Origin of the sequence: Candidatus Pseudothioglobus sp. Uisw_016 (assembly GCF_048087635.1) — a bacterium.
Lineage (GTDB): Bacteria > Pseudomonadota > Gammaproteobacteria > PS1 > Pseudothioglobaceae > Pseudothioglobus.
In genome coordinates this window covers 1,198,262-1,223,616 of the sequence record NZ_CP159806.1, presented here as the reverse complement: position 1 = coordinate 1,223,616, position 25,355 = coordinate 1,198,262, and the positions used below count along the sequence as shown (strand labels likewise).

Genomic DNA, 25,355 nt, shown 5'->3' with positions numbered 1-25,355 from the left:
CGTATGCTGCTCTATATTGGTAATTGTTTCAACAGCTTCAAAATAGCCCTCCGAACTATGATGAAGCAAATATCAAAGGAGTTTTAACTAAGTGATAAATTGATTACATTCATATTTTTTTTACTTCCTTTAAATGTGTATGTCTGTGATTAATTGGCCCTATGTCTTCCTCCTTGCATAGGGCTTTTTTAATAGAATATAAAAATAGAAATGAAATTTTGGTATAGATACAAAGTCTTTATTTTAAAAAAAACTAATCGACTAGATTTCATATCGATGAGGAGATTAGGTATTCCAAAAAAAATTATTAGAAAAGTGATTTTAGAAGAGGTTAAAAATGACCTCAGACTTAAGGGAGATATCTCCAAATATCACTACAAATATAACTAATTAAAAGTAATAAATTATATTTGTATTAACTACAGAATTAAAAAAACATTAATCATTACTATAAGGCCAAAACTATGAGCGTTTTAGTTACACAGCAAGCACCAGACTTTATATCCACAGCAGTTCTTGCAGATGGGCAAATTGTAGAGGATTTTCAACTATCAAGTTTTAAAGGTAAAAAAATTGTATTGTTCTTCTACCCCTTAGATTTTACGTTTGTATGCCCGACAGAGATACTAGCACATCACCATAGAGTTGCTGCTTTTGATAAGCTCGATACTCAGTTAATTGGTGTTTCTATTGATTCAAGACATACTCATAATGCTTGGCGAAATACTAAAATAAATGATGGTGGTATTGGATTTATTGATTTTCCATTAGTTTCTGATATGGATCATAAAATTATGGAAAAGTATGGCATTGTCCACCCAGAGGGAGCAGCTTTAAGGGCATCTTTTTTAATTGATGAGAATTTTGTTGTTCGTCATCAAGTTGTTAATGATCATCCTCTAGGTAGAAATGTGGATGAAATGCTAAGAATGGTTGATGCACTTGATTTTCATACTGAAAATGGAGAGGTATGCCCTGCAGGATGGAATAAGGGTGATGAAGGAATGAAGGAATCAGCTGAAAGCGTTGAAGAGTATTTATCAAAAAATTCTGCTAACCTTTAATTTGATAAAAAAGATAATATTTAAAATTAGCTTTTTTCTACAATAATATTAAAATTTGGAAGTGCTTTAATAAGATGTTTTCCATAAAACTTTGTTACTAGCCTGTTATCAAAAATAGTAATTTTACCTGAATCTGTCTCAGTTCTTATGAGCCTCCCACAAGCTTGTATTAATCTTAATGAAGCGTCTGGTAGAGAAATTTCCATAAATGAATTTCGATTTAACGACTCAAGATATGATTGAGTCGTTTTTTCAATTGGCGATGTTGGAACGCTAAATCTTAACTTAGCAATAATTACGTGGTTTAAATTATCGCCTTTAAGGTCAACGCCTTCAGCAAAGCTATCAAGACCAAAAATTATACTGCCTAAACCATTTTTTCTATTTTCAATATGTCTTTCTAGAATATTTTTCTTACTATATTCGCCTTGAATAAATAGATCACAATCTAATGATTTTTCTATTAAGTCGGCTACACTCTGCATTTGATTGTTTGATGCAAAAAGTACGAGTGTGGCTGCTGATGTATCAATACGTTTTTTTAACTCTAGCGCAATTTCTTGAGTATGATCAAAAGACTGTGTTGGGCTTGCTTTAATTTTAGCGATTATAAAGTCAACTGACTCATGATTAAACGGAGATGCCAGGCGAAGATACTGATTTTCTAATAACTTTAATCCAAGTTGTTGATTTAATCTATCAAAGCTTCCTAGAGCAGTCAATGTAGCCGATGTAAAAACAACTCCTGCTGCTTTAGACCATATTAATTTGTCTAAATAGCTTGAGACATCAATTTTTGCAGTGTTTAGTTGATAGTTATTTTTTTTATTAGCAAGCTTTGATTGACTTATCCAGTTACTTGTTGGAGCTTGTTCATTATCTAGGTTCTGATTAAATGTATTTAAAAGCGATAAAATTGAAGATAGATTTTGATTATTTTGACCAATTATATTATTTAAGTTATCAGTTATAGCCTGGTCAATATTATTACTTTTATAGTGCTCTTCCCAAATATCTTTATGCTCTGAAAAATCTTTATAGGCTGAATTAAATAAGACTAATATTTGTTTGGTTAAATTCAGTACTTTACTAGGCACGCCAGTTATGGGAAATAGATGAATATCATCTTGGTATTCAAGATTTGAGATGACTTCAGTTAGATCACTTATAGCTTCGTCTGTCTTTTCAATATAACTAGCAGGGGATGTAATTTTTATAATTTTTATAATTTGATCTATGGCGCTCTGATATTGACGGATAGATGTTTTCATGAACTCAGTACTTCCACCCAGTGAAAAATGAGAAAGTGCTTTTTGAGATAGATGATGAGCCTCATCAAAAACAAAAATACAATCTTCAACTTCAGGAAGAACATTATTACCATTTATAATATCGGCCAAAACTAGATCATGATTTGCAATAATTACGTCAGCATGTGAAGCTTTTTTTCTAGCTTTAAAGAAAGCGCAATCATTATAAAATTCACAATTTTTAGAGTTGCATGTAAATCGATTGCAGGCAATTTTTTGCCATAATTTATTTTCAGGTGGATTCTCAAGGTCATCAATTTCCCCACTCCACCTTGTGGCAGTATAGCTTTCAGTCATTTCACTTAAAACATCTAAGTCATTTTTACTTGGCTTTTCATCCCAAAGAAGAGCATCATCTATAAGAGAAGGAGAGCTTGAATTGTCTTCTGTTAGGTTAATTAAGTTTCGAATACAAACATATCTTGACCTTCCTTTAGCTAAAGCATATTCAAAATCAACTGAAGAATATTTCTCTGCCTCAACAATATCTTTATTTAGAATTTGTTCTTGAAGTGCTACATTTGCAGAAGCTATAACTAGCTTCTTTTTTGACTCTTTTGCAATTGGTAAGCAGCTCACTAGGTAAGCCATAGTTTTCCCAGTTCCAGTTGGAGCTTCAACACATATGATTGGGTTTGAATTGGCATACTCACCTGTCAATGTTTTTGAAATCTCAGCAATCATTTTATTTTGAGATGAGCGGTTACTAAAATTTGGTAATTGTTTTTTCGCATCTTCAAAGGAAGAGCGTATTTGTTGTTTAAGTTTTGTTGTAAGCATTAAGTGGTTTAAGAGTTTCTATCTAGTGAAAGCTCACATAATAGTTGAAGTGCAGAGCAATATTCGGAGTTAGGAATAACTTCCAGAAACTTAAGTGCTTTAGTGGATTCATTTTTTGCAACTTTGCGGCTATATTCAAATGCATTAACGCTAAGAAGAATATTTATTATATTATCTATGTTTGAAGAGTCAGCATTGGTTATGGCATTGGAAAGAGTTGCTTTTTCACTCCCTTTCGTATTTTCAAGGGCATAAATCATCGGAAGCGTAACTTTTCCTTCAGACAAGTCATCGCCAACTTCTTTTCCAATAACTGAAGAATTTGATTCATAATCAAGGGTGTCATCTATAATCTGAAAGGCATTACCTAAATGCATTCCAAAGCTCCCAAGCCCATTAATTACGTTTTTATTGGATTCAGCTAAGATTCCAGCTATTTGGCATGCAGCCTTAAAGAGACATGCTGTTTTTCTTTCAATTACTTCAAAATATTCTGTCTGAGAAACGTTAGCATTTTTAATGCTTAATAATTGAAGCACCTCCCCTTCCGAAATCTGATTGGTTGCTTTAGATAGGATTTTCATTATTTGCATTGAGTTGGGTTCAACCATAATTTCAAATGCCCTTGAATACAAAAAGTCACCGACTAGAACGCTTGGGGCATTTCCCCATAATTCATTTGCAGTTTCATGGCCTCGACGTATGGATGAGCTATCTACAACATCATCATGCAGAAGAGTTGCAGTATGAATGAGTTCAATTACAACTGCCATTGAGTGATGATAATCACCTTTATAGTTCGTTGCTCTGGCGCATAATAATAGAAGAAGTGGCCTAATTCGCTTTCCACCTGAGTTAATAATGTACTGGCTCATTTGACTAATGAGGTCAACATTTGAATCTAGTCGATTGACTAGAATTTCATCCATCATCACTAAGTCTCTCTTCATGAGAGCATGAATTTCACTAAAATTTTGCATAAGGATTTATTTTAACTGACTTGCTAATAAATAAACTTCTTTAGATCTTGGACGAGATGCTTTTGGTTTGATGACAGAAACTTTTTTAAAAATATTTCTAGCATTTTTAACATAAACATCAAAACCATCGCCCTGAAAAACTTTGACAATGAAGTTGCCATTTTTTGACAAGGTTTTAACGGCCATATCTAGAGCTAGTTCAGCCAAATACATCGACTTAGGCTGATCAACAGATAGTTGGCCGCTCATGTTTGGTGCCATATCAGACAAAACAGTATCAACCTTGTTGCCATTAGTCATTAATATCAAATCATCATATATGGACTGCTCTGTAAAGTCTCCTTGCAGAAAACTAACTCCACTTATTTCTTCAATTGGCAAAATATCACTCGCAATTACCTGCCCAGATTTACCAGTAAACTTTACAGCAACTTGTGACCACCCTCCAGGTGCAGCGCCTAAATCTAAAACTTTATCGCCACTTTTAATAAGTTGACCTTTTTCAATAATTTCAAGTAGCTTATAGACTGCTCTGCATCGATAGCCTTCTTTTTGTGCTTTTTTTACGTATTCATCGCTTAAATGTTCCTGCATCCAGCGACGAGAGCTTCCTTTTTTGGCCACAGCTTCAAAAATAAATAGAATATTAGATGTATTTTATAAGAGAAGGGTATCCAGCAATATTAAATTGATTTTTGATTTAGCTTGGGCATTGTTAGGTTTTTACGGGATAATACGACATCAATTTTTTATGAGTACATTATTAAATGGCAAACAATTTAAGAAATATAGCAATTATCGCTCACGTTGACCACGGAAAGACTACGTTAGTAGATAAATTACTTTCTCAATCGCAAACATTTGATGATCGTTTTAAGGCGACTGACAGGATGATGGATTCTAATGATCTTGAAAAAGAAAGAGGAATCACAATAAGCTCAAAAAATACAGCTATTAAATGGGGTGATTATAGAATTAATATTGTTGATACCCCGGGGCATGCTGACTTTGGTGGCGAGGTTGAAAGGGTACTTTCTATGGTCGACAGTGTATTGCTTTTAGTTGATGCAAGTGATGGCCCAATGCCTCAAACTCGTTTTGTTACAAAGAAAGCTTTTGAGCAGGGTCTTAATCCAATTGTAGTGATTAACAAGATTGATCGTGATAGCTCTAGACCTGACTGGGTAATAGATCAGGTATTCGAGTTATTTGATCAGTTAGGTGCTACTGAAGAGCAATTAGATTTTCCAGTTATATATGCGTCAGCACTGGGCGGCTATGCATCTGAAGATGACACTGCTAGAGAGGGTGATATGACTCCAATGTTTGAATTAATTGTTGAAAAAGCACCAGCTCCTAAGGTGGATATTGATGGTCCATTTCAAATGCAGATAACGTCATTAGACTACTCTTCATTTGTAGGAGCAATTGGAATTGGAAGAATTGAAAGAGGTGTTGCTAAGAAAAATATGCAGAACGTCTTAATTTCACCTGATGGAACTGAGCGTAAAGTTAAAATTGTTCAGCTGTTAGGTTTTAATGGTCTAGAGAGGCATGATGTTAGCTCAGCTAATGCTGGAGATATAGTTGGAGTAGTTGGTATTGAAAATATATCAATTTCAGATACGATTTGTGATGTAACTAAAGTTGAGGCATTACCTCCTTTAAGTGTTGATGAGCCTACAGTTAGTATGGCATTCAGAGTTAACGATTCTCCATTTGCAGGACTAGATGGAAAATATATTACATCCAGAAATATAAGAGAAAGGCTTGATAAAGAGCTTATTTATAATGTAGCTTTAAGAGTTGAAAATACTACAGATTCTTCTGAGTTTGTGGTTTCAGGCAGAGGCGAGTTACACCTTTCAATTTTGATTGAAACGATGCGAAGAGAGGGGTTTGAATTATCGGTAGGAAGGCCTCAAGTTATTCTTAGAGAAATTGACGGCGTTACCTGTGAGCCTTTTGAAGATTTAACGGTAGATGTTGAATCTGTTCATCAGGGTTCGGTGATGGAAAAATTAGGCGAAAGAAAGGCGGAGCTATCCAATATGACTCCAGATGGAAAAGGACGAGTAAAGCTTGATTTTATAATTCCAGCTAGAGGTTTAATTGGATTTCGAACTGAGTTTTTAACGGCAACAACTGGAACTGGCCTTATGTACTCAACATTTGACTCTTATAAGCCTCAAAAGGATGGAAAGATTGGTCAAAGAACGAATGGATCTTTAATTTCAATGAATCAAGGCAAATCTGTTGCTTATGCGATATTTAATTTGCAGAAAAGTGGTAAGTTTTTTGTGGGGCATGGAGAGGATATCTATGAAGGTATGGTCGTAGGAATTAATACAAGGGATAAAGATCTTGTAATTAATGTTATGAAAGGGAAGCAGTTAACTAATGTGAGAGCATCAGGCACTGATGAGGCAGTTGCATTAACTCCAAAGATTACACTAGATTTAGAGCAAGCACTGGAGTTTATTGATGACGACGAGTTAGTGGAAGTTACTCCTCATAACATCAGAATTCGTAAAAGACTGCTTACTGAAAACCTGAGAAAAAGGTCAAAGAGTTCATAAACTCTTCACTGTTTCTTCATTGTTCGCCTATATAATCATTCGATTTGAGCTATATTAAAAGTAAATTATGGATTCTTTTTTAAATTTTTTAGTTAGGCAAAAAAAGTTCGCCTTAGTCTTTTCCCTTGCCTTCATAGCAATTGGCACGCTAGCGGTTGTTGGAATGCAAAGAGATCAGTTTCCTGCAGTTGATTTTGAAATTCTTAGTGTTACAACGGCTTATCCTGGAGCATCTCCTGAAGATGTTGAAAAAGCAGTTACAAATGTAATCGAAAAAGAATTATCAAGCGTTGGCGGCATTAAAGAAATATCCTCGACCTCTCGCGAAGGGCTCTCATCTATTATTGTTACCTTAGAGGCAGACTTAAAGGATGTTCAGACAGTAAAAAATGATGTTCGAAATGCTGTAAATCAAGTCAAAAGTTTTCCTGAGGAGGTAACAGATCTGCCTCAGGTAGTTGATTTTAATGTTTCTGAATTCCCAATTATTACTATCAACATTGATGGCTCCTTGATAGATTATGACCAGTCAAGACAAATTACTGATGATTTAGAAACAGCCCTTCTTAAAGTTAAAGGTGTCTCTGCGATCGACAAAAGTGGCTATCTAGATAGTGAAATTCAAATTAAGGTTAACCCAGACAAGCTTGATAAATATAACATGTCAATTAATGAAGTTATCTCTGCAATTTCTTCTAGAAATGCTCGTTTTACGGTTGGAGATAATAATCAACAAGACTTAGAAAAAAATATTGTCATATTGTCTGAATTTGAAAGTGTTGATGACATTAAAAACGTTGTTATTAAATCTAGCTTTGATGGACCTGTTATAAGGCTTATTGATATTGCTGAAGTATTTAGAGGTGAAGAAGAAGAAAAATCTATAACTCGAGTAAATGGAACTAAGGGCTTTATTCTTGAGATTAAAAAAACTAGTCAAGCAGATATTATTAGAACTGCAAAAAGAGTTAAAGAGCGAGTATCAGAGCTGCAAGAATATTATCCAGATGAGATTAACATTTTTTTTACTGATGACTCTTCATTGGCAGTTGCAAACAGAATTGATATAATTCTTAAAAATGGCTATATTGGTCTAGCACTAGTTCTTGTTGTGTTAGGCGTCTTCCTTTCCATAAAAACTGCCTTTTGGGTTGCTGTTAGTATTCCAGTAACTTTGTTAGGAACTGTCGCCTTTATGGGACTAACAGGTAATACAATAAACTTAATATCTCTTTCTGGTTTCATCATTGTGCTGGGAATTGTGGTGGATGATAGTATTGTTATTGCTGAAAGTATTCATCACTATAAGGCAAAGGGTGGAGATCTCTATAAAAATGTTGTTACTGGTCTAAAGCGGGTTATTCTGCCTGTTATAACGACCATAATATCGACCATGCTTGTGATGTCATCATTCTTTTTAATGTCTGGAACTTTAGGAAAGTTTATTTATGTGCTTCCAGTAGTTGTAATATTTGCCTTAGGAATTTCTTTTTTAGAGATTACCTTTGCGCTTCCAGCTCACCTTGCAACTCAAAAAGTGGAAAAACAAAAGACTTGGTTTATCCCATTTGAGAACCTCTACAACAGGATGATGCACCATGCTTTAAGATGGCGTTATTTAATTGTTCCACTATTTATTGCTTTACTAATATATTCGGCAATTTTTGCTGTCAAAAATATTCCATTTAATTTATTTCCTTCAAGAGGTGCAACGGTAATCTTTTCAAACATTGAAACTCCTAATGGAAGCTCTGCTGCCTATACTGAAAATATTGTTATACAGGTTGAAAATATAATTGCTAATGAGATAGGAGACGACCTTGACTCTTTCACAAGCAAGATTGGAAGTTATTTTACAAATATCGCAAACATTAAAATTACTCTTACTCCAACAAGTGATAGAGAAAGAACTGCAGAAGACATGGCAGATAAGCTTGAAGCACTAGTGGCAGATATTGAGGGTGCTGACAAAATTGATATAACCTTAATAGCCCCTGGACCTCCAAGAGGCTCTGATATTGAGGTTACGCTTGTTTCTGAAAATGATGCTCAGAGAAGTTTAGCTGCCAATAGATTCGAGGAAATTCTCAGCTCTATTGAAGGCGTTGATGATATAGATCGTAATGATGAGATTGGTAAACCTAGAATCGAAACAGTACTTGATTTTGATGAGATGGCTCGTCTAGGTGTTGATTATCAGTCAGTTTATAGGCACCTTAGAACAGCATTTTCAGGCTCTTATGTGACTGATATTACTATTGCTGGAAACGAGGAGGATGTAAGAGTCTATATAGGAGAAAATGATTACACTGAGAATTTCATTAAGAATACTTCTGTCAAAAATCGTCAAGGCAAGCTAATACCAATGAGTCAATTCTCTACGCTTCGTGAGATTGAGGGAGAGCCTGATTACAATCATTTTGATGGTGATAGGTCCATTAAGCTTTCAGCAAGTATTGATGAGCGGGTAACAAATAAAACCAAAACTTTGAAAACCTCATTAGAGGAATTAAATCTTGCGATTGATTTTCCTCAAGTATCGATCATTACGGGTGGTGGAGCGCAAGAGCAAATTGACTCATTACGAGATTTTCTTTACGCTTTTGTTGTAGCAATTGTTGGTATTTTTCTTATCCTTGCTATACTATTTAACTCATACTCTCAACCCCTTCTTGTTCTAGCAAGCTTTCCATTTGCGCTAATTGGGGTTGTTTGGGCATTTCATTTCCATGGTTATTCCCTAAGTTTCTTCGCTCTAACAGGCGCTCTAGGTTTGATGGGAGTTATTGTTAACGACTCCTTAGTTATGGTTAGCCACTTAAATTATATTAAGCATAAAAGTGCCAAACTAGAAGACAAAATTGTTTGGATTGCAAAAGGCTCAAGGGATCGTTTAAGAGCGGTAGTTTTGACTACTCTAACAACAATGGCAGGAGTATTGCCACTTGCGTATGGGGTTGGCGGCAAAGACGAGTTTTTACAACCAATGGTTCTAGCACTCGGCTATGGACTAATGTTTGGAACACTTCTAACTTTAGTTCTTCTACCTTGCATGTATCTGATGAACTACGATTTTATTAATATGCTTGGTAGAGTTAAAACAAAGTTTTCTAGAAAGAAAGTAGTCGTCTAATTACTTGTTTTGAAGTGCTAAGCGAATAAGCTGCTCAGTAGAAAGGTTTTGGTCAGAAATTTTTGAAACCATTTTATTGGCTTCCTTCGTTTTAAAACCAAGAGATTGAAGCGCCTCAATGGCTTGAATACTATTCGGATTTCCACTCTGTTTAAATTCATGGGCGCTGCTACCAGGACTTCCAACTAGTTCAAGCTTACTCAGCCTATCTTGAAGTTCTACAATTAGTTTAAGGGCAGTTTTCTTTCCAATCCCTGGAGTTTTTGCTAAAAGCTCTGCGTCCTCATTTGAAATACATTCAATAAGAGCATTTACAGAAAGGTGTGACAAAATTGCAAGAGCAACTTTAGGGCCAACACCATTAACCCTTATTAACTCTCTAAAAATACTTTTTTCATCCTTAGTAATAAATCCAAATAACGTGTGCGCATCTTCTTTAATGCTTAAATGAGTGAATAATAATGTATCTTCTGAGGTTTTATCAAGCTGATAAAACGTGGACATAGGGCACAGTATTTCATAGCCAATACCACCAACTTCTAGAAGTACTTCTGGTGGATTCTTGCTAATAATTTTACCTTTTAGATGACCAATCATAACCAGGGGTGCTTTTTAAAGTGTTCTGTTTCAAATAAACGTATTTGATCTTCATATTGCAATGTTAAACCAATATCATCAAGCCCATTGATGAGTCTGCGTTTTCTTTCGGGGTCAACATTAAATTCAAAAGAATGAGTATCTGTCGTTACACTTTGGTCATGAAGATCGATGACTATGTTTCCGGTATATTCAAACAGACCATCCACAATTTCGCTACTTAAAACAACTGGAAGAATGCCATTTTTAAAGCAGTTGTTATAGAAAATATCAGCAAAGCTAGGTGCAATAATTGCTCTAAATCCAAAGTCTTCTAATGCCCATGGAGCATGCTCTCGAGAGGAGCCACAACCAAAGTTTCTTCTGGTCAGTAGAATTTGAGCTTTTGAATATTTAGGATTATTTAATACAAAGTCAGGATTGATTGGTCGTTTTGAATTATCCATCCCAGGCTCACCATGATCTAAATAACGCCATTCATCAAATAAGTTAGGGCCAAATCCACTTTTTTTAATAGACTTTAAGAACTGTTTTGGAATGATTGCGTCAGTATCAATATTTGCCCGATCTAAAGGCGTAGCAATAGAGCTTAAAGAGGTGAATTTTTTCATGTCTCTACCCCTGAAAAATGTCCTGCAATAGCACTCGCTGCAGCAATTGCTGGGCTTACAAGATGAGTAAAAGATCCCTGCCCTTGTCTGCCTTCAAAGTTTCTATTTGATGTGCTCGCACACCTCTCTCCAACTTCTAATTTATCTGCATTCATTGCAAGGCACATTGAGCATCCTGGCTCTCTCCACTCAAAACCTGCATCTTTAAAAATTTTATCAAGTCCTTCATCTTCAGCTTGCTTTTTCACAAGTCCAGAGCCTGGAACTACAAGAGCAAGCTTTATGTTATGAGCAATTTTTTTACCCTTTGCAACAGAAGCTGCTATTCTTAAATCTTCAATTCTTGAGTTAGTGCAAGAGCCAATAAATACTTTATCTATTGCTACCGAACTCATTGAGGTATTAGGTTTTAAATGAATGTACTTTAAAGCATTGCGAATACTTTCAGCTTTAACTTCATCTTTCTCAAATTTTGGATCAGGTGTTGAGCCATTAATATCAACGACCATCTCTGGAGATGTCCCCCAAGTGACTTGAGGCTTAATAAGACTTGCATCAATTAAGATTGATTCATCAAAGTTCGAATCAGCATCACTATGAAGGGTCTTCCAATATTTTACGGCTGCGTCCCAATTCTCACCTACCGGTGAAAAAGGCCTACCTTTAACATAGTTAATAGTTTTATCATCAACTGCTACAATACCAACCTTTGCCCCCGCCTCTATCGACATATTACAAAGCGTCATTCGACCTTCTATGCTCATATCTCGAATTGTTGAGCCACAAAATTCAATTGCAAATCCAGTTCCACCTGCCGTACCAATTTTTCCAATCACATACAATGCGACATCTTTAGCACTTACATCATTTGCTAATTGGCCTTTAACTTCAATCTTCATGTTTTTAGCTTTGTTCTGCCATAAGCAGCCAGTTGCAAGTACATGCTCAACTTCAGAAGTTCCAATTCCAAAGGCCAGTGCTCCAAGAGCGCCATGAGTTGTTGTATGTGAATCGCCACAAACGATACTCATTCCAGGAAGTGTTGCTCCCTGTTCAGGCCCAATAACGTGAACAATCCCTTGTCGGATATCATTCATTTGAATTTCATTTATTTCAAATGTTTCACAGTTCTTGTCTAGCGTTTCAACCTGAAGCCTTGAGATTGGATCGGTTATGCTACTAACCCCACTTGATCTTTCTGTAGTTGGAACGTTATGATCAGGAACCGCAAGGTTAGATTTGTTGCGCCAAATCTTTCTACCAGCTAAAGTAAGTCCTTCAAATGCTTGTGGAGAAGTGACTTCATGAATAAGCTGACGATCTATATAAATAAGCGACGCTCCATCCTGGTCATGGACCATATGAGTGCTCATTAATTTATCGTAAAGAGTTTGAGACATTATTAGTTAGTAATACTTGATAAAATGACTATTTTACATTTCTAAGTTAGCCTCAATTATAGAAATATATAACAAGTGATTATATTTCTAGGTGACTCTGAGGTGTTAATTTTAAAGTTTAAAGGTTAAATTTATGTGCGGTATTTGTGGCCAATTACGATTTGATGGGGAGATTGTTTCTACAAAATCTCTAGATGATATGATGAGTAAACTTGCCAAAAGAGGGCCTGATTCAAAAGGAAAGTGGTTTGAAGGAAAGGTTGGGTTTGGGCATCAGCGCTTAAGTATTATTGACTTGTCGAATTTAGGGTCTCAACCAATGGTAGATGATCTTCTTAAATTAACATTAGTATTTAACGGAACGATATACAACTATAAGGCACTTCGAGCTCTATTAATAGGCAAAGGGTATGATTTTTTCTCAAACTCTGATACAGAAGTAATAATAAAGGCATATCATTTTTGGGGCGAAGATTGCGTGAAACATCTTGATGGAATGTTTGCTTTTGCTATTTGGGATCAATCTTCTCAGCAACTTTTTGTTGCAAGAGATAGGATGGGCATTAAACCTCTATACTTTAATATCACTCCTAAAGCATTTACTTTTGCATCAAATTCACAGGCTTTACTTACTCAAGAACTTGATAAAAGTATTAATCCTGTTGCTTTACATCAACAGTTATCTCTTCATGGCGTTGTGCCAGCTCCAAATACAATTATTAATGGAATTCAGAAATTAAAGCCGGGTACTTTTTTTACGTTAAGTCCTAATGGTAAATTACGCGAAAAAACATATTGGCATCCAAGCGCAAAAAGGCTTGAGGAAAATATTTCAGATCAGGACTATATTGAAAGAACGCATGAGCTATTAACTGCAGCAGTTATGAAGAGGATGTCTGCATCTGACGTGCCAATAGGAGTTTTACTTTCGGGAGGATTAGACTCATCGCTTATTGTTGCTCTTTTAAAGGAAGCAGGCCATGAAGATATTCGCACTTTTTCAATAGGATTTGAAGACATCGATGATGAAGTTGGAAGTGAGTTTGAGTATTCAGATCAAATTGTCTCAAAATTTGAAACTCAGCATAAAAAATATCAAGTGAGTAATAAAGAAGTACTTCCACGATTATCAGAAGCAGTTATGAATATGTCTGAGCCAATGGTTGGCCAAGATGCCGTAGCTTTTTATTTGCTCTCTGAGCAAGTTTCAAAGCATACTAAAGTTGTCTTATCTGGACAAGGGGCTGATGAAGCGTTCGCTGGGTATTTTTGGTATCCAAGAATGGCGAATGAACAAGGTAATGAAGTAGAACGTTTCTCAAAGCATTATGTTGATAGGCCGCATGATGAGTTTTTACAAACAGTATCATCGATATATCAAGGTGAGAATCATACTCATAATTGGTTAAACAAGGAGTTTTTAAAGCCAGGCGCTGATTCTTTTATTGATAAAGTATTTCGCACTGATATGACAAGATTAATTGTTGATGACCCAGTTAAACGAGTCGACAATATGACTATGGCATGGGGCCTTGAGGCTAGAGTGCCATTTATGGATACTGACCTAGTTGAATGGGCGCTAAGCATACCACCTTCATTAAAAATGAGGGATGAGGGAAAGTACCCTCTTAAAGAGATTTCAAGAGGACTCCTGCCAAATTCTGTAATAGATCGGAAAAAAGGTTATTTTCCAATGCCAGCTCTAAAGTATATTCAGGGTGATTTTTTGGAATTTATGTCTGATATACTTTTGTCCAGTGCTTGTCGTAATAGAGGTATTTTTAATCAACAATATATTGATAAAGTGATTAATTCTCCTAAAGACTATATGACAGCTTTGAATGGATCAAGACTGTGGCACTTAGCTTTGCTTGAGTATTGGCTTCAACTTAATGTAGATAACTAGTCCATGGAAAAAATTGTAATTTATACAGATGGTGGTTGCCGAGGAAATCCTGGAATTGGTGGATGGGGCGCATGGTTGAGATACAAAGATCATGACAAGAAATTAAAAGGCTCAGAGTTAAATACTACAAACAATAAGATGGAGCTAACAGCATCAATTAAAGCACTACAAGCGCTTAAATCAAGTGATATTACTGTTGATTTATATACAGATTCCAAGTACGTTATACAGGGCATAAATGATTGGATTGAAGGCTGGAAGGCAAAAGGATGGAAGACTGCTAATAAGAAGCCGGTTAAAAATGTAGAGCTCTGGAAGCAATTAGACGTCCTAAATAAGGAATTTTCTGTAAATTGGCACTGGGTTAAAGGCCATAGTGACGATCCAGGTAATGACATGGCGGATCTGTTGGCAAATCAAGCCATGGATGAAATTAGTTAGTTTCTAGTAATTCAGGGTGCTCGAGATAATCTAATTCATTTTGACTAAAATTTGATAAAAGCCTTGCTTCAATATTAAATGGCCCACGCAAGTTAGACCCAATGTGTTTTTTTATTAACAAATCAAAAGTCTTAATTGGGTCAAGATCTCTTTTATGGCAAAGGTATTGATACCAATAGTTCCCAATTTTTACGTGCCCAATTTCATCTTTAAAAATAATATCTAAAATTTCAACCATCTTATGAAGGTTTGCATCTTTAAATTTTTTTCTAATCCTTGGGGTAACGTCTAAACCTCTCGCTTCTAAAACTCTAGGAACCAAAGCCATCCTCGATAAAACGTCATAATCTGTATCAACTGTCATTTGCCACAAGCCGTTATGGGCATCAAAATCACCATAACTATGGCCAACGGACTCAAGGAAATCTTTGATAAGTAAGAAGTGGATTGTCTCTTCCTTGGCTACCCGAATCCAGTCTGCATAATACTGATGGGGCATTTCCTGAAATCTATAGATTGCATCTAAGGCTAAATTTATTGAATTAAATTCAATATGACAAATCGCATGGATATTTTTTATCATGCCTAAATCTGAGCGATCTCTTTTTGGGGTTCCTTTGAAGTCAACTAAGCTTGGTTTCAAAGGCCTCCCTGGGGAAGGAATTTTAATGACCTTGACTTTTAATTCATTGATATCAAGTGGAATATGGTATTTTTTTAAATCATTAATTAGTAAAATTTTTCTCTCTACATCGTTGCAAATTAGGGCTTCATAAGCAAGTTTAAAGAGTGACATAAGATCCTGAGGGTATATCCTTTAAGTCCCACTTATCAATTCTTGTTCTAATTAGCCTGAGCGTTGGAAATCCTACGCTTGCAGTCATTCTGCGTACTTGACGATTTCTTCCTTCGCTAATTGAAATTTCAATCCAAGAAGTTGGAATATTTTTCCTTACTCTTATTGGAGGTGTTCTTGCCCAAAGCCAGTTAGGTTCTTCAATTATTTTGACGGCTGCAGGCTTAGTGTTTCCATCCTTAAGTTTAATACCTTTCTCTAGGGCAGAAGCTGCAGTAGAACTTAGCTCTCCTTCTACTTGCACGACATAGGTTTTGGTTTTATTATATTTTGGGTTGGATATTAAGTTTTGTAACTTGCCATCATCTGTAAGAATCACCAGTCCCTCTGAGTCTTTATCAAGCCTACCAGCTGGATAGACATTCGGTATGTCGACGAAGTCTGATAATGTATTATTATCACCACTGAACTGGCAGATAACTCCAAACGGTTTATTCAAAGCAATAAGTTTAGCCATAAATATATTTTGCTCTTGCAACAAATGAATCTAATTGAGAATTGGCTATATTTTTAAAAACAGGCGACAAAGCCATATCAATTAGCATTGATTTAAATTTAAATTGAAGATCTAAATGAATTTTTGCGGCATTTTCACCAAGTGGCTCAAAGCGCCATTCACCCGAAAGCTCATCAAATGGACCATCAACTAGCTCCATCGCAATTGATTGATAGGGTGTCAAAGTGTTTAGTGTCGAAAACGTTTGTTTAATACCGCCTTTATTAATCTCGACTGACGCAGTGATTTGGTCGTCAGATTGATTTAAAATAGAGGAGGAATCACACCAGTTTAAAAATTGAGAGTAGTCATCAATATTGTTAACTAACTCAAACATTTGTTGGGGTGTATATGGAACAATTGCGCTTTTTGAAATACGATGCATGGCAAAAAATAAAAAAGATAATTCAAATACTATTGCTTTAAATAAAAAAGCAAGGCATGACTATTTTATCGAACAAAGCCTTGAAGCAGGTTTAAGTTTGCTTGGCTGGGAAGTTAAAAGCCTTAGAGATAGCAAAGTTCAAATTACTGAAAGCTATGTGATTTACAAAAATAATGAGCTGTTCCTTTTTGGTGCTCATATATCTCCACTAAATTCAGCTTCCAGTCATGTTGAATGTGATCCAACAAGAACTCGAAAATTACTATTAAACAGACTTGAAATTAATAGACTTCGAGAAAAAATTACTCAAAAAGGAGCTACAGTTGTTCCATTAAAACTCTATTGGGCAAGAGGTAGGGTCAAGTTAGAAATTGGTGTAGCTAAAGGAAAAAAAGGCCATGATAAGCGTCAGGATATTAAAGAAAGAGACTGGAAAATGGATAAAGCAAGAGCGCTTAAAGAAGGGAATCGCTAGAATAAAATATTTTTTTTACATTATTTTTCAAATAACTTTATTTTGATAGTACAATAACTTCTAGATACAGCGTTGGAGGCAGATGGTTTCTTTTGATTCTTTCCTCCTGAAATAGGTTTAAAGTTACCTCTTTCGCTTTGTCTTTTTTTATAACAAACTTTTATTGGAGAGAATTAAAATGAATAAATCAGAATTAATTGATGCAATTGCTTCAGGTGCTAATTTATCTAAAGCTGATGCTGCAAGAGCCCTAAACGCAACAACTGGTGCTATTACTTCAGCAATGGCAAGCGGTGATGGAGTTCAGCTTACTGGCTTTGGTAGCTTTGTAGTTAGAGCCCGTGCTGCTCGCAGTGGTCGTAATCCTCAAACAGGCGCTACGATTCAAATTAAAGCTTCAAATGTAGCTGCATTCAAAGCTGGTAAGGCATTGAAAGACGCATGTAACTAGTAATTAAATTAGTTATCTAAAAAAGGCGCCCTTGGGCGCCTTTTTTTATTTAAAAAAACATTATGCAAAAATTGTATTTTAAAGTTGGATATACACTTACTGGACTGATTTTATTTATCGCTCTAGTTTATATGGGTATTGGATACTTTATATATTCAACACTTGCAAATGCTGATCCTGGGTGTTCTGTGGATTGTGAAAATACGCCTGGTAGCTATCAAGATAATTCAAAAGAAAGTGATTTTCCTTTTGAAAAATATATCGTTGATTATTGGGAGTCTCATCAATATTCTGCTGGTGATGAAGATATCCAAATCGACGCATGGTGGATTCCTATAGATAGTAATGGGCCAGGTGAAGCTCCTGTTGTTATCCTAGTGCATGGCTTAAGGTCAAGTAAGTATGACTCTGATATATTATTAGTTGCAGCTATATTAAATCAAGCTGGCTTCAATACACTTTTGTTTGATCAGCGAGATCATGGCATGTCTACTATTGAGGATGGAAAAATTAGCATTGGAACTAAAGAATACCGTGATGTTATTGCAAGTGTAGATTGGCTAGTAAATACTCAATCTATTAACCCTAAAAGTATTGGAATCTATGGATTATCGATGGGTGCAGGAACTGCTGCAATTGCTTTTGGATTAGACAATAGGATTCAAGCTGCTATTTTAGATTCTGGATTCTCTGATCTTTACACTATAGTTGAAGAGGAGCTTCAAAGAGAAGGGTATCCACCATGGCTTGCTAAGGGGGCAATTTGGTCAGCATTTATATTTGGTAATGAAACATTACTTGAGCCTTCGCCAAAGCTTGCTTTTAAAAATCATGACGACCGTCCAATATTTGCAATACATGGAACTTCTGATACAAGAGTTTTGCCTCATAATACGTCTGATATGGAAAGTCTGGCTACAAAATATGGGGCAAACTTAACAATCTGGTTGGCTGAAAATGCTATACATTCTGGAGTTAAATTTATGTACTTGGGAGACTTTTCTAATAGAGTAGTAGAATTTTTTGGAAGTAGTCTTGAGGGCATACTCAAAGATAATAAAGAGTAATTTTTAATATTATAAATCCAATAACTTAGACTCGTAATATGTATTTTTGAATCCAATTGGTTGATATACTATTTTAAAGACTTTTAATTAGTACCCTGAAATGACTAAATTTACTCCCTTCTGGTGGGACGGCCAGCCACAATTCAAAAATACTGAAGCACTTCCATTGAATGCAGATATTGTCATTATTGGCGCTGGTTATACAGGATTAAGCGCAGCTTTAACATTGTCAAAATTTGGCAAAAATGTTATTGTTCTAGATTCAGAGATGATTGGATTTGGAGCAAGTACTAGGAATGGTGGAATGCTAGGTTCTGGTCATAAGGTTTCAACAGACCAGGCAAAGAAAAAATATGGCGAAGTTATTGCAGCAGAAATTCATAAAGAAGCTAATGCTTCACTAGCATTTACATCTAACTTGATTGAAGAAAATAATATTGATTGTGAGTTTAATGTTTGTGGAAGATTAAGAACTTCATGGCTTCCTATAGATCAAGTTAGTATGGCAGATAACTTACAAAAATTAAAAGCTATTGATGACTTTAATTCTAAAATGATTGGTCCTGATATGATGTCTAAGTCAATAAAAACAGAGTTATATTTTGGAGGTCAGTTTTATCAAGATCATGGCTCAGTTCAGCCGCGTAAATTTCATTATGGCTTATTAAAGCTTGCATTAGAAGCAGGGGCAATGGTCTTTGGCAATAGGCATGTAGTTAAAGTTAATAAATTAAAAAAAAATGGATTTGATGTTTTAACTTCAAATTCAAAAATTCACTGTAAGCAAGTTCTTATGGCTACTAATGGATATACAAGGCCAAGTCTTTCTAAGTATTTAGCAAGGCGCGTATTACCGGTACCAAGTTTTGTAATAACAACAGTGGATATTGGTAAAAATAAAGTTCAGACTCTTTTGCCTGGCGGTCATTGCATGGTTGAAACCCGTAAGCGCTATTGTTACTATAGGCCAACTCCTTGCGGAACAAGAATAATGCTAGGAACGCGTGCAGCTATGCATTCGATTTCTGCTGAAGAGGCATTACCAACTCTGCGTAAAATGCTTATAGAAATTTTTCCTTCTTTAGAAGGTGTTGAAATTAGTCATTGTTGGACTGGATTTACAGGCTTTACTTTCAGTCAATTACCAAATCTTAGTGTTAATAAAGGGGTTTATTCTGCACTAGGCTACTGTGGAAATGGAGTTGCAATGGCGCCATACTTGGGTCATATGGCTGCATTGAAAATGTTAAATCCTGATCAAAAAGTAACTGTTTTTGAAGAAACACCTCTGCAAACTAGACCTTACTATTATGGAAAGCCGTGGTTTCTTCCAATTGCGAGCGCTTATTTTAGGGCTTTTGATTTATTAGATTACTATCGTCGAACAAAATTAATTAAGAAGATTTAACCTAATAAAGAAGTTTTTTAATTGATAAGCATATCTTCTTTTTTTATCTCTGAGCATAAGAAATATACAACTGCATGGTAAAATACCGGCTTTTTAATTAACTGGGAATTGTTCATGGAACAAACTTTATCAATAATTAAGCCAGATGCTGTGGCTAAAAACGTAATTGGTCAAATTTACTCTCGTTTTGAAGATGCTGGTTTTAAAATTGTTGCATCAAAAATGATTCACTTAGATGAAGCAATGGCAGGTGGATTTTATGCTGTTCATCAAGAGAGACCTTTTTATAAAGATCTTGTAAGCTTTATGACATCTGGGCCAGTTATGGTTCAAGTTCTTGAAGGCGAAAATGCAGTTGCAAAGCATCGTGAAATTATGGGTGCGACTAACCCAAAAGAGGCAGATGCTGGGACTGTTAGAGCAGATTTTGCAGAGTCTTTAGACGAAAATGCTGTCCACGGTTCAGACTCTCAAGAAAACGCCGCAATAGAAATTGCATATTTTTTTGGTGATGATGGCGTTTGTCCAAGAACTAGATAAATAACTTAAAAAGAGACTTAGTAATGTTAGAAAAACAAAACTTGTTAGGACTTACTCAAGTTAAACTTAAGAAGTTTTTTTCTGATTTAAACGAAAAACCATTTCGTACAAAACAAATTATGCAGTGGATCTACCACCAAGGCGCTTCAGACTTTGGTGATATGCATAACTTCTCAAAAGACTTAAGACAAAAACTTGAGGCAATTGCTTCTATTGAATTGCCTGAAGTAACCTCCATCAATAACTCAAAAGATGGAGTTATTAAGTGGGTAATCAAGTTGGGTGAAGAAAATCATATTGAAACAGTTTATATACCTCAAAAAGATCGAGGAACGCTTTGCATATCTTCTCAAGTTGGCTGTTCATTGGCCTGTACTTTTTGCTCGACAGGCTATCAAGGATTTAATCGTAACCTTCAAAACCATGAAATTATTGCTCAGGTATTAATTGCTAAAAACCATTTAAAGGATAAAGGTAGGCGAATTTCTAATGTAGTTTTTATGGGAATGGGCGAGCCATTACTTAATGAACCCCCTGTTTATGATGCATGTGATATCCTTTTGGATGATTGGGCATTCGGACTTTCTAGGAGGCGGGTTACTGTTTCTTCATCAGGGATTGTTCCCGCACTAATGAGAATGTCAGACACAGTTCCAGTAAGTTTGGCCATCTCCTTGCATGCTCCTAATGATAAATTAAGAGATATACTTGTCCCAATTAATAAAAAATATCCTATTAAAGAGCTAATGAAGGCTTGTCATTACTACTTGAATGCAGGAACTCAAGAGCGACATGTAATGTTCGAGTACGTTATGCTTAAGGGTGTAAATGATTCTATTGAGCAAGCTCAGGAGCTCTCAAAACTAATAAATTTTTGGTTTCAGGGTGAGTCAGCTAAGGTCAACCTAATACCTTTCAACCCATTCCCTGAAACGAAATATACAACTTCAAATGACATTGCTATTGATAAGTTTCAAGATATTTTGTATCGATCAGGAATTCGAACTACTACGAGAAGAACGCGAGGTGATGATGTTGATGCAGCATGTGGCCAACTAGCTGGAAAAGTTGTAGATAAGAGTAGAAGAAGTGCTGGACGGGATTAATTATTATCCTAAAAAGAAAAAACCTTTAAAGAGGAGGCTGCTTTGGCTTTCTTTGTTTTTTTTAATTTTTGGTGCTATATGGTATTATTTTCAGGGAGAAGATAAAACTGAAAGTAAATCAAATTCAATCATAATTAGTCAGCCAAGTCTTGATGATGTGAGTGAGAATATAGTTGTTGAAAATAGTGATAATTTAAGTTCTCCAAAAGAAATTAAGGAAGTAACTGAAAATCTTGATGAAGTAATAAGCACTTATGAAGCAAGCACACAAAATTAAAAGAAGGGTTTCTAAGAAAATTTTTGTCGGCAATGTTGCCATTGGCGGTGATGCTCCAATTACTGTTCAGAGTATGACTAATACTGATACATGTGATGTCGACTCAACAGTTTCACAAATCTTATCTCTTGAAAAAGCTGGAGCTGATCTTGTTAGAGTTTCAATTCCGACTATGGACGCAGCTGAAGCGTTTAAGAAAATAAAGACACGTGTTAATATCCCTCTAATTACTGATATTCATTTTGATTATAAAATTGCTTTAAAAGTTGCAGGATATGGTGCGGACTGTTTACGAATTAATCCTGGAAATATTGGTAAAGAGGACCGAATAAGGGAGGTTGTTGCTGCCGCAAAAGATAATGGGATTCCTATTCGTATTGGGGTTAATGCTGGATCCCTTGAAAAAGATTTACAAAAAAAATACACTGAGCCGACTCCAGAGGCTATGGTTGAGTCTGCATTTAGACATATTGATATTTTAGATAGACTAAACTTTGATAACTTTAAGGTTTCACTTAAAGCTTCTGAGGTTTTTATGACTGTATTTGCTTATCGTCAATTAGCTTCTCAAATTGATAATCCGCTGCACCTAGGTATTACAGAAGCTGGATCTTTTCGCTCTGGAACTGTTAAATCTTCAATTGGAATGGGCTTGCTTTTAAGCGAAGGTATTGGTGATACTATTAGAGTCTCTCTTGCATCAGATCCTGTGGATGAGATAAAAGTTGGTTTTGATATTTTGAAGTCACTTCATTTAAGAAAGAAGGGTGTTAATTTGATTGCATGCCCATCATGCTCAAGACAAAAATTTGACGTAATCTCGGTTGTTAATGAACTTGAAGCTCGTTTAGAAGATATCACTGAGCCAATTGATGTTGCTGTAATTGGTTGCGTTGTTAATGGACCAGGTGAGGCGAAGGAGGTCAGTGTTGGCCTTACTGGTGGCTCTCCAAATCTACTATATATAGACGGAAAAACTCACAGCAAGGTTGAGAATGAATCACTAGTTGACACTTTAGAAGCCAGCATTAGAAGGCGCATACCTATTTCAAACGTTTAACTCTTTTTAGTGCTTTGTACCTATAAATTGAAATAATTGAAAAATACCCTAGTATTGATACCACAGTTGAGGTGATTATCCCTCCAACCCATAATGCAAGTGTTGCCGACCAAAAGTTATCCATCAAATAGCCAAATGAAAATTCAAACTCAGGATCGATTTCAACTCCAATAATGGATGCACCTAATTTATAAGTAAAGTAGAAAATTGGCACAATAGTGATTGGGTTATTTACCCAAACAACTAGTAATGAAAGCAAAATATTCGCAGAAAAAGTAACCGCAAGGATTCCAGCTAGTAGCATATGAATTGGTACTGGAAGAAAAGCGCAAAAAAGACCAACAGCAAATCCTTTAGCGATAGATCTCTTATTCCATTTCCATAGCTCCGGGTCGGTTAGGTGTTTATTAAGCCATCCTAAATTAATATTTTCACGTTTTGGACTATATTTTTTTAGCGTTGCCTTCATTAATTTTTTGCCACATTAATGATATTTTCTTCATGCAATCCATAAAGCAAATAAAGCTCGTCCTGAGAGCCATGTTCGGTTACTAAGTCAGGTACACCAAGGATATGGAGTGGCGTTTTAATGTTTTTCGATTGAAGTAATTCATTAATAGCACTTCCAGCGCCACCACTTGCCGTATTGTCTTCAATTGAGATTAGTTTTTTATAACTGTTGGCAGTATCGATAATTAAATTTTCATCTAGCGGCTTAACAAACCTCATATCAATAACTGTTGCATTAATCTTTTCAGATGCGCTAAGGGCAGGTTCAAGCATATTACCAAATGCAAAAATAGCAATATCTTTACCAGTCCTGACGATTTTTCCTTTTCCAATTTCTATTGATTCATCTGTTACAAACTCTTCAATAGATGATTTGCCTCTTGGAAACCTTACACATACTGGCCCATCAAACTCAAGAGAAAAATTAAGGGCCTTATACATTTCAATTGAGGAGCTTGGCGCCATAATAATAATATTTGGAATACATCTCAAAAAGCTTAAGTCAAAAATACCAGCATGTGTTGCGCCATCGGCTCCAACAAGTCCTGCCCGATCAATAGCAAAAATAACATTTAAATTTTGTAACGCGATATCATGAATAAATTGGTCATAACCACGCTGTAAGAATGTTGAATAGATTGCCACAATTGGCTTTAATCCTTTGGTTGCCATTCCTCCAGCAAGTGTGACAGCATGTTGTTCTGCAATAGCGACATCTATGAAGCGATCAGGAAAGTTTTTTTCAAAATTAACCATGCCTGATCCTTCAGACATTGCTGGGGTTATTCCAATTACTCTTTCATCATTCTGTGCGCTATTACATAGCCACTCGCCAAAAACTTTGCTGTAGCTTGGAAAGTTGTTAGATGAGCTTGATGGTGGAGAAATTCCATGAAATTTTAATGGATTTTGCTCAGCAGCCTCTAGCCCATGACCTTTTTTAGTAATGATATGGAGAATTCGAGGATTTTCGATATTTTTTAAATTTTGTAACGCTTTTATTAATACGGGAATATCATGGCCATCAATTGGTCCAAAATACTCTATCCCAAGCTCTTCAAATAGTGTTCCTGGAAGAAACATTCCTTTAAGATGCTCCTCTGAGCGTTTAGCAAATTTTTGGACACGCGGTAATCTTTCTAAGAACTCAAGAGACTTTGACTTCATAGTTGAGTATATTTTTCCAGAAATAAGCCTAGTAAGATATTTACTCAAAGCCCCAACATTCTGAGAAATCGACATGTCATTGTCATTAAGAATGATTAGCAGATTGGCATCAGTATCACCTGCATGGTTCATGGCCTCAAATGACATGCCCCCACTTAATGCGCCATCTCCAATAACTGCGATTGAAGTGTCAGATTTTTGATGTAATTTGTTAGCAATTGCAATCCCAAGGGCTGCGCTTATTGAGGTCGATGAATGACCAGCTCCAAAAGCATCATGTTCACTTTCACTTCTTTTTGTAAAGCCAGATAAGCCATCTTTTTGACGCAGAGTTGACATCAAATCTCTTCTACCAGTTAGGATCTTGTGAGTATATGCTTGATGACCAACATCCCAAACAAAGGTATCGTTAGGAGTGTCAAATACATAATGCATTGCAAGGGTTAATTCAATAGTTCCAAGATTTGAGCTTAGATGCCCACCAGTTTGTTCAATACTCTCTATTAAGAATAATTTAATCTCCAAAGCAAGATCATTTAATTCTTCAATGTTTAGTTTTTTTATGTCGCTTGGCTTATGAATATTATTTAGCATTATTGAGTTAAACTGATTTATCGATGCTCATCGAGCAAAAGAAAAATATTATACACTTGTCAGTATTAAGAATAGTGAAGCCCTAATGTAGTTTTAATCTTTATTTAAAAGGTTAAATAGTAAAAAAATAATACAACTGGCTAGTAAAATTAACACACTACT

Annotated in this window: 24 protein-coding genes; 13 read left to right on the top strand and 11 right to left on the bottom strand. The window is 35.7% G+C overall.

The genetic code is table 11. The features are described 5' to 3' along the window. Positions 1–464: 464 nt before the first annotated feature. Entirely contained in the window at positions 465–1,064 is a 600-nt protein-coding gene (locus ABXT69_RS06175) for a peroxiredoxin (RefSeq protein ID WP_416677384.1), read from the top strand. 26 nt (positions 1,065–1,090) lie between these two features. Here ABXT69_RS06175 and dinG read toward each other — a convergent pair whose 3' ends face one another. The 3 genes from dinG to rlmE are packed head-to-tail and all read right to left on the bottom strand — an operon-like array spanning position 1,091 to position 4,758. Next, on the bottom strand, positions 1,091–3,154 hold the full coding sequence (gene dinG, locus ABXT69_RS06170; RefSeq protein ID WP_416677382.1) for an ATP-dependent DNA helicase DinG: 2,064 nt from the start codon (positions 3,152–3,154) through the stop codon (positions 1,091–1,093). Between the two features lie 8 nt (positions 3,155–3,162). Beyond that, positions 3,163–4,134: a polyprenyl synthetase family protein gene (locus tag ABXT69_RS06165; protein WP_416677381.1), complete on the bottom strand. Its 972-nt coding sequence runs from the start codon at positions 4,132–4,134 to the stop codon at positions 3,163–3,165. A 6-nt stretch (positions 4,135–4,140) separates the two neighbouring features. Further along, the gene (gene rlmE, locus ABXT69_RS06160) at positions 4,141–4,758 is read right to left on the bottom strand and encodes a 23S rRNA (uridine(2552)-2'-O)-methyltransferase RlmE (protein WP_416677379.1); all 618 of its coding nucleotides are present in this window, start codon (positions 4,756–4,758) and stop codon (positions 4,141–4,143) included. A gap of 143 nt (positions 4,759–4,901) precedes the next feature. On the opposite strand from rlmE, the gene typA reads away from it, so the two are divergent. Further along, positions 4,902–6,713, top strand: coding sequence for a translational GTPase TypA (typA, locus tag ABXT69_RS06155; protein ID WP_416677377.1), 1,812 nt, complete (start codon positions 4,902–4,904; stop codon positions 6,711–6,713). A gap of 67 nt (positions 6,714–6,780) precedes the next feature. After that, positions 6,781–9,846, top strand: coding sequence for an efflux RND transporter permease subunit (locus ABXT69_RS06150; RefSeq protein WP_416677376.1), 3,066 nt, complete (start codon positions 6,781–6,783; stop codon positions 9,844–9,846). Here ABXT69_RS06150 and ruvA read toward each other — a convergent pair whose 3' ends face one another. Genes ruvA through leuC form a run of 3 tightly spaced genes read right to left on the bottom strand, consistent with a single transcriptional unit; the run spans position 9,847 to position 12,454 of the window. Further along, a complete protein-coding gene (gene ruvA, locus ABXT69_RS06145) occupies positions 9,847–10,443 on the bottom strand; it encodes a Holliday junction branch migration protein RuvA (protein WP_416677374.1) in 597 nt (198 codons plus the stop codon). Next, on the bottom strand, positions 10,440–11,054 hold the full coding sequence (gene leuD, locus ABXT69_RS06140; RefSeq protein ID WP_416677372.1) for a 3-isopropylmalate dehydratase small subunit: 615 nt from the start codon (positions 11,052–11,054) through the stop codon (positions 10,440–10,442). The genes ruvA and leuD overlap by 4 nt, the downstream gene beginning before the upstream one ends. Next, positions 11,051–12,454 carry a 3-isopropylmalate dehydratase large subunit gene (gene leuC / locus ABXT69_RS06135; protein WP_416677371.1) on the bottom strand — a complete coding sequence of 468 codons (1,404 nt, stop codon included), beginning with the start codon at positions 12,452–12,454 and terminating at the stop codon, positions 11,051–11,053. Before leuC ends, leuD begins: the two co-directional genes overlap by 4 nt. Positions 12,455–12,587: 133 nt before the next feature. Between leuC and ABXT69_RS06130 the strand changes: the two genes are divergently transcribed. Both ABXT69_RS06130 and rnhA read left to right on the top strand, forming a co-directional pair. Then, entirely contained in the window at positions 12,588–14,360 is a 1,773-nt protein-coding gene (locus ABXT69_RS06130; protein ID WP_416677370.1) for an N-acetylglutaminylglutamine amidotransferase, read from the top strand. 3 nt (positions 14,361–14,363) lie between these two features. Further along, positions 14,364–14,801 carry a ribonuclease HI gene (gene rnhA / locus ABXT69_RS06125; RefSeq protein WP_416677369.1) on the top strand — a complete coding sequence of 146 codons (438 nt, stop codon included), beginning with the start codon at positions 14,364–14,366 and terminating at the stop codon, positions 14,799–14,801. Here rnhA and ABXT69_RS06120 read toward each other — a convergent pair. The 3 genes from ABXT69_RS06120 to ABXT69_RS06110 are packed head-to-tail and all read right to left on the bottom strand — an operon-like array spanning position 14,794 to position 16,538. Further along, positions 14,794–15,597, bottom strand: coding sequence for a ferritin-like domain-containing protein (locus tag ABXT69_RS06120; protein WP_416677368.1), 804 nt, complete (start codon positions 15,595–15,597; stop codon positions 14,794–14,796). The two genes, rnhA and ABXT69_RS06120, sit on opposite strands and share 8 nt — an antisense overlap. Then, positions 15,584–16,114 carry a pseudouridine synthase gene (locus tag ABXT69_RS06115; protein ID WP_416677366.1) on the bottom strand — a complete coding sequence of 177 codons (531 nt, stop codon included), beginning with the start codon at positions 16,112–16,114 and terminating at the stop codon, positions 15,584–15,586. The genes ABXT69_RS06120 and ABXT69_RS06115 overlap by 14 nt, the downstream gene beginning before the upstream one ends. Continuing rightward, on the bottom strand, positions 16,107–16,538 hold the full coding sequence (locus ABXT69_RS06110) for a type II toxin-antitoxin system RatA family toxin (protein ID WP_416651188.1): 432 nt from the start codon (positions 16,536–16,538) through the stop codon (positions 16,107–16,109). The genes ABXT69_RS06115 and ABXT69_RS06110 overlap by 8 nt, the downstream gene beginning before the upstream one ends. Between ABXT69_RS06110 and smpB the strand changes: the two genes are divergently transcribed. The 8 genes from smpB (at position 16,537) to ispG (ending at position 22,922) form a co-directional block, all read left to right on the top strand. Then, positions 16,537–17,013 (top strand): SsrA-binding protein SmpB, encoded by a 477-nt coding sequence (gene smpB, locus ABXT69_RS06105; protein ID WP_271540940.1) that lies wholly within the window; start codon positions 16,537–16,539, stop codon positions 17,011–17,013. The genes ABXT69_RS06110 and smpB overlap by 2 nt on opposite strands. Positions 17,014–17,191: 178 nt before the next feature. Continuing rightward, positions 17,192–17,464: an HU family DNA-binding protein gene (locus ABXT69_RS06100; RefSeq protein ID WP_271540941.1), complete on the top strand. Its 273-nt coding sequence runs from the start codon at positions 17,192–17,194 to the stop codon at positions 17,462–17,464. A gap of 62 nt (positions 17,465–17,526) precedes the next feature. Beyond that, complete coding sequence (locus tag ABXT69_RS06095; RefSeq protein ID WP_416677365.1) at positions 17,527–18,531, top strand: alpha/beta hydrolase; 1,005 nt, start codon at positions 17,527–17,529, stop codon at positions 18,529–18,531. A gap of 100 nt (positions 18,532–18,631) precedes the next feature. Further along, the gene (locus ABXT69_RS06090) at positions 18,632–19,939 is read left to right on the top strand and encodes an NAD(P)/FAD-dependent oxidoreductase (RefSeq protein ID WP_416677363.1); all 1,308 of its coding nucleotides are present in this window, start codon (positions 18,632–18,634) and stop codon (positions 19,937–19,939) included. A gap of 114 nt (positions 19,940–20,053) precedes the next feature. After that, complete coding sequence (gene ndk, locus ABXT69_RS06085) at positions 20,054–20,479, top strand: nucleoside-diphosphate kinase (protein ID WP_416677361.1); 426 nt, start codon at positions 20,054–20,056, stop codon at positions 20,477–20,479. 23 nt (positions 20,480–20,502) lie between these two features. Then, on the top strand, positions 20,503–21,585 hold the full coding sequence (gene rlmN, locus ABXT69_RS06080; RefSeq protein WP_416677359.1) for a 23S rRNA (adenine(2503)-C(2))-methyltransferase RlmN: 1,083 nt from the start codon (positions 20,503–20,505) through the stop codon (positions 21,583–21,585). Between the two features lie 52 nt (positions 21,586–21,637). After that, on the top strand, positions 21,638–21,862 hold the full coding sequence (locus ABXT69_RS06075; protein ID WP_416677357.1) for a hypothetical protein: 225 nt from the start codon (positions 21,638–21,640) through the stop codon (positions 21,860–21,862). Beyond that, a complete protein-coding gene (gene ispG / locus ABXT69_RS06070) occupies positions 21,840–22,922 on the top strand; it encodes a flavodoxin-dependent (E)-4-hydroxy-3-methylbut-2-enyl-diphosphate synthase (RefSeq protein WP_271556465.1) in 1,083 nt (360 codons plus the stop codon). Before ABXT69_RS06075 ends, ispG begins: the two co-directional genes overlap by 23 nt. Here ispG and ABXT69_RS06065 read toward each other — a convergent pair. Continuing rightward, positions 22,906–23,391, bottom strand: a complete 486-nt coding sequence (locus ABXT69_RS06065; protein WP_416677356.1) for a DUF2062 domain-containing protein — start codon at positions 23,389–23,391, stop codon at positions 22,906–22,908. The two genes, ispG and ABXT69_RS06065, sit on opposite strands and share 17 nt — an antisense overlap. Continuing rightward, positions 23,391–25,193, bottom strand: coding sequence for a 1-deoxy-D-xylulose-5-phosphate synthase (gene dxs / locus ABXT69_RS06060; RefSeq protein ID WP_416677355.1), 1,803 nt, complete (start codon positions 25,191–25,193; stop codon positions 23,391–23,393). The genes ABXT69_RS06065 and dxs overlap by 1 nt, the downstream gene beginning before the upstream one ends. Between the last annotated feature and the right edge of the window lie 162 nt (positions 25,194–25,355).

Coding starts and splice junctions, on each gene's coding strand:
- ndk (WP_416677361.1), top strand. CDS start 20,054: ATGGAACAAACTTTATCAATAATTAAGCCAGATGCTGTGGCTAAAAAC.
- ispG (WP_271556465.1), top strand. CDS start 21,840: ATGAAGCAAGCACACAAAATTAAAAGAAGGGTTTCTAAGAAAATTTTT.
- typA (WP_416677377.1), top strand. CDS start 4,902: ATGGCAAACAATTTAAGAAATATAGCAATTATCGCTCACGTTGACCAC.
- ABXT69_RS06165 (WP_416677381.1), bottom strand. CDS start 4,134: ATGCAAAATTTTAGTGAAATTCATGCTCTCATGAAGAGAGACTTAGTG.
- ABXT69_RS06150 (WP_416677376.1), top strand. CDS start 6,781: ATGGATTCTTTTTTAAATTTTTTAGTTAGGCAAAAAAAGTTCGCCTTA.
- ABXT69_RS06115 (WP_416677366.1), bottom strand. CDS start 16,114: ATGGCTAAACTTATTGCTTTGAATAAACCGTTTGGAGTTATCTGCCAG.
- leuD (WP_416677372.1), bottom strand. CDS start 11,054: ATGAAAAAATTCACCTCTTTAAGCTCTATTGCTACGCCTTTAGATCGG.
- ABXT69_RS06120 (WP_416677368.1), bottom strand. CDS start 15,597: ATGTCACTCTTTAAACTTGCTTATGAAGCCCTAATTTGCAACGATGTA.
- rlmN (WP_416677359.1), top strand. CDS start 20,503: ATGTTAGAAAAACAAAACTTGTTAGGACTTACTCAAGTTAAACTTAAG.
- ABXT69_RS06100 (WP_271540941.1), top strand. CDS start 17,192: ATGAATAAATCAGAATTAATTGATGCAATTGCTTCAGGTGCTAATTTA.
- dxs (WP_416677355.1), bottom strand. CDS start 25,193: ATGCTAAATAATATTCATAAGCCAAGCGACATAAAAAAACTAAACATT.
- ABXT69_RS06130 (WP_416677370.1), top strand. CDS start 12,588: ATGTGCGGTATTTGTGGCCAATTACGATTTGATGGGGAGATTGTTTCT.
- ABXT69_RS06090 (WP_416677363.1), top strand. CDS start 18,632: ATGACTAAATTTACTCCCTTCTGGTGGGACGGCCAGCCACAATTCAAA.
- ABXT69_RS06095 (WP_416677365.1), top strand. CDS start 17,527: ATGCAAAAATTGTATTTTAAAGTTGGATATACACTTACTGGACTGATT.
- rnhA (WP_416677369.1), top strand. CDS start 14,364: ATGGAAAAAATTGTAATTTATACAGATGGTGGTTGCCGAGGAAATCCT.
- ABXT69_RS06110 (WP_416651188.1), bottom strand. CDS start 16,538: ATGCATCGTATTTCAAAAAGCGCAATTGTTCCATATACACCCCAACAA.
- ruvA (WP_416677374.1), bottom strand. CDS start 10,443: ATGATTGGTCATCTAAAAGGTAAAATTATTAGCAAGAATCCACCAGAA.
- leuC (WP_416677371.1), bottom strand. CDS start 12,454: ATGTCTCAAACTCTTTACGATAAATTAATGAGCACTCATATGGTCCAT.
- smpB (WP_271540940.1), top strand. CDS start 16,537: ATGGCAAAAAATAAAAAAGATAATTCAAATACTATTGCTTTAAATAAA.
- ABXT69_RS06175 (WP_416677384.1), top strand. CDS start 465: ATGAGCGTTTTAGTTACACAGCAAGCACCAGACTTTATATCCACAGCA.
- dinG (WP_416677382.1), bottom strand. CDS start 3,154: ATGCTTACAACAAAACTTAAACAACAAATACGCTCTTCCTTTGAAGAT.
- ABXT69_RS06065 (WP_416677356.1), bottom strand. CDS start 23,391: ATGAAGGCAACGCTAAAAAAATATAGTCCAAAACGTGAAAATATTAAT.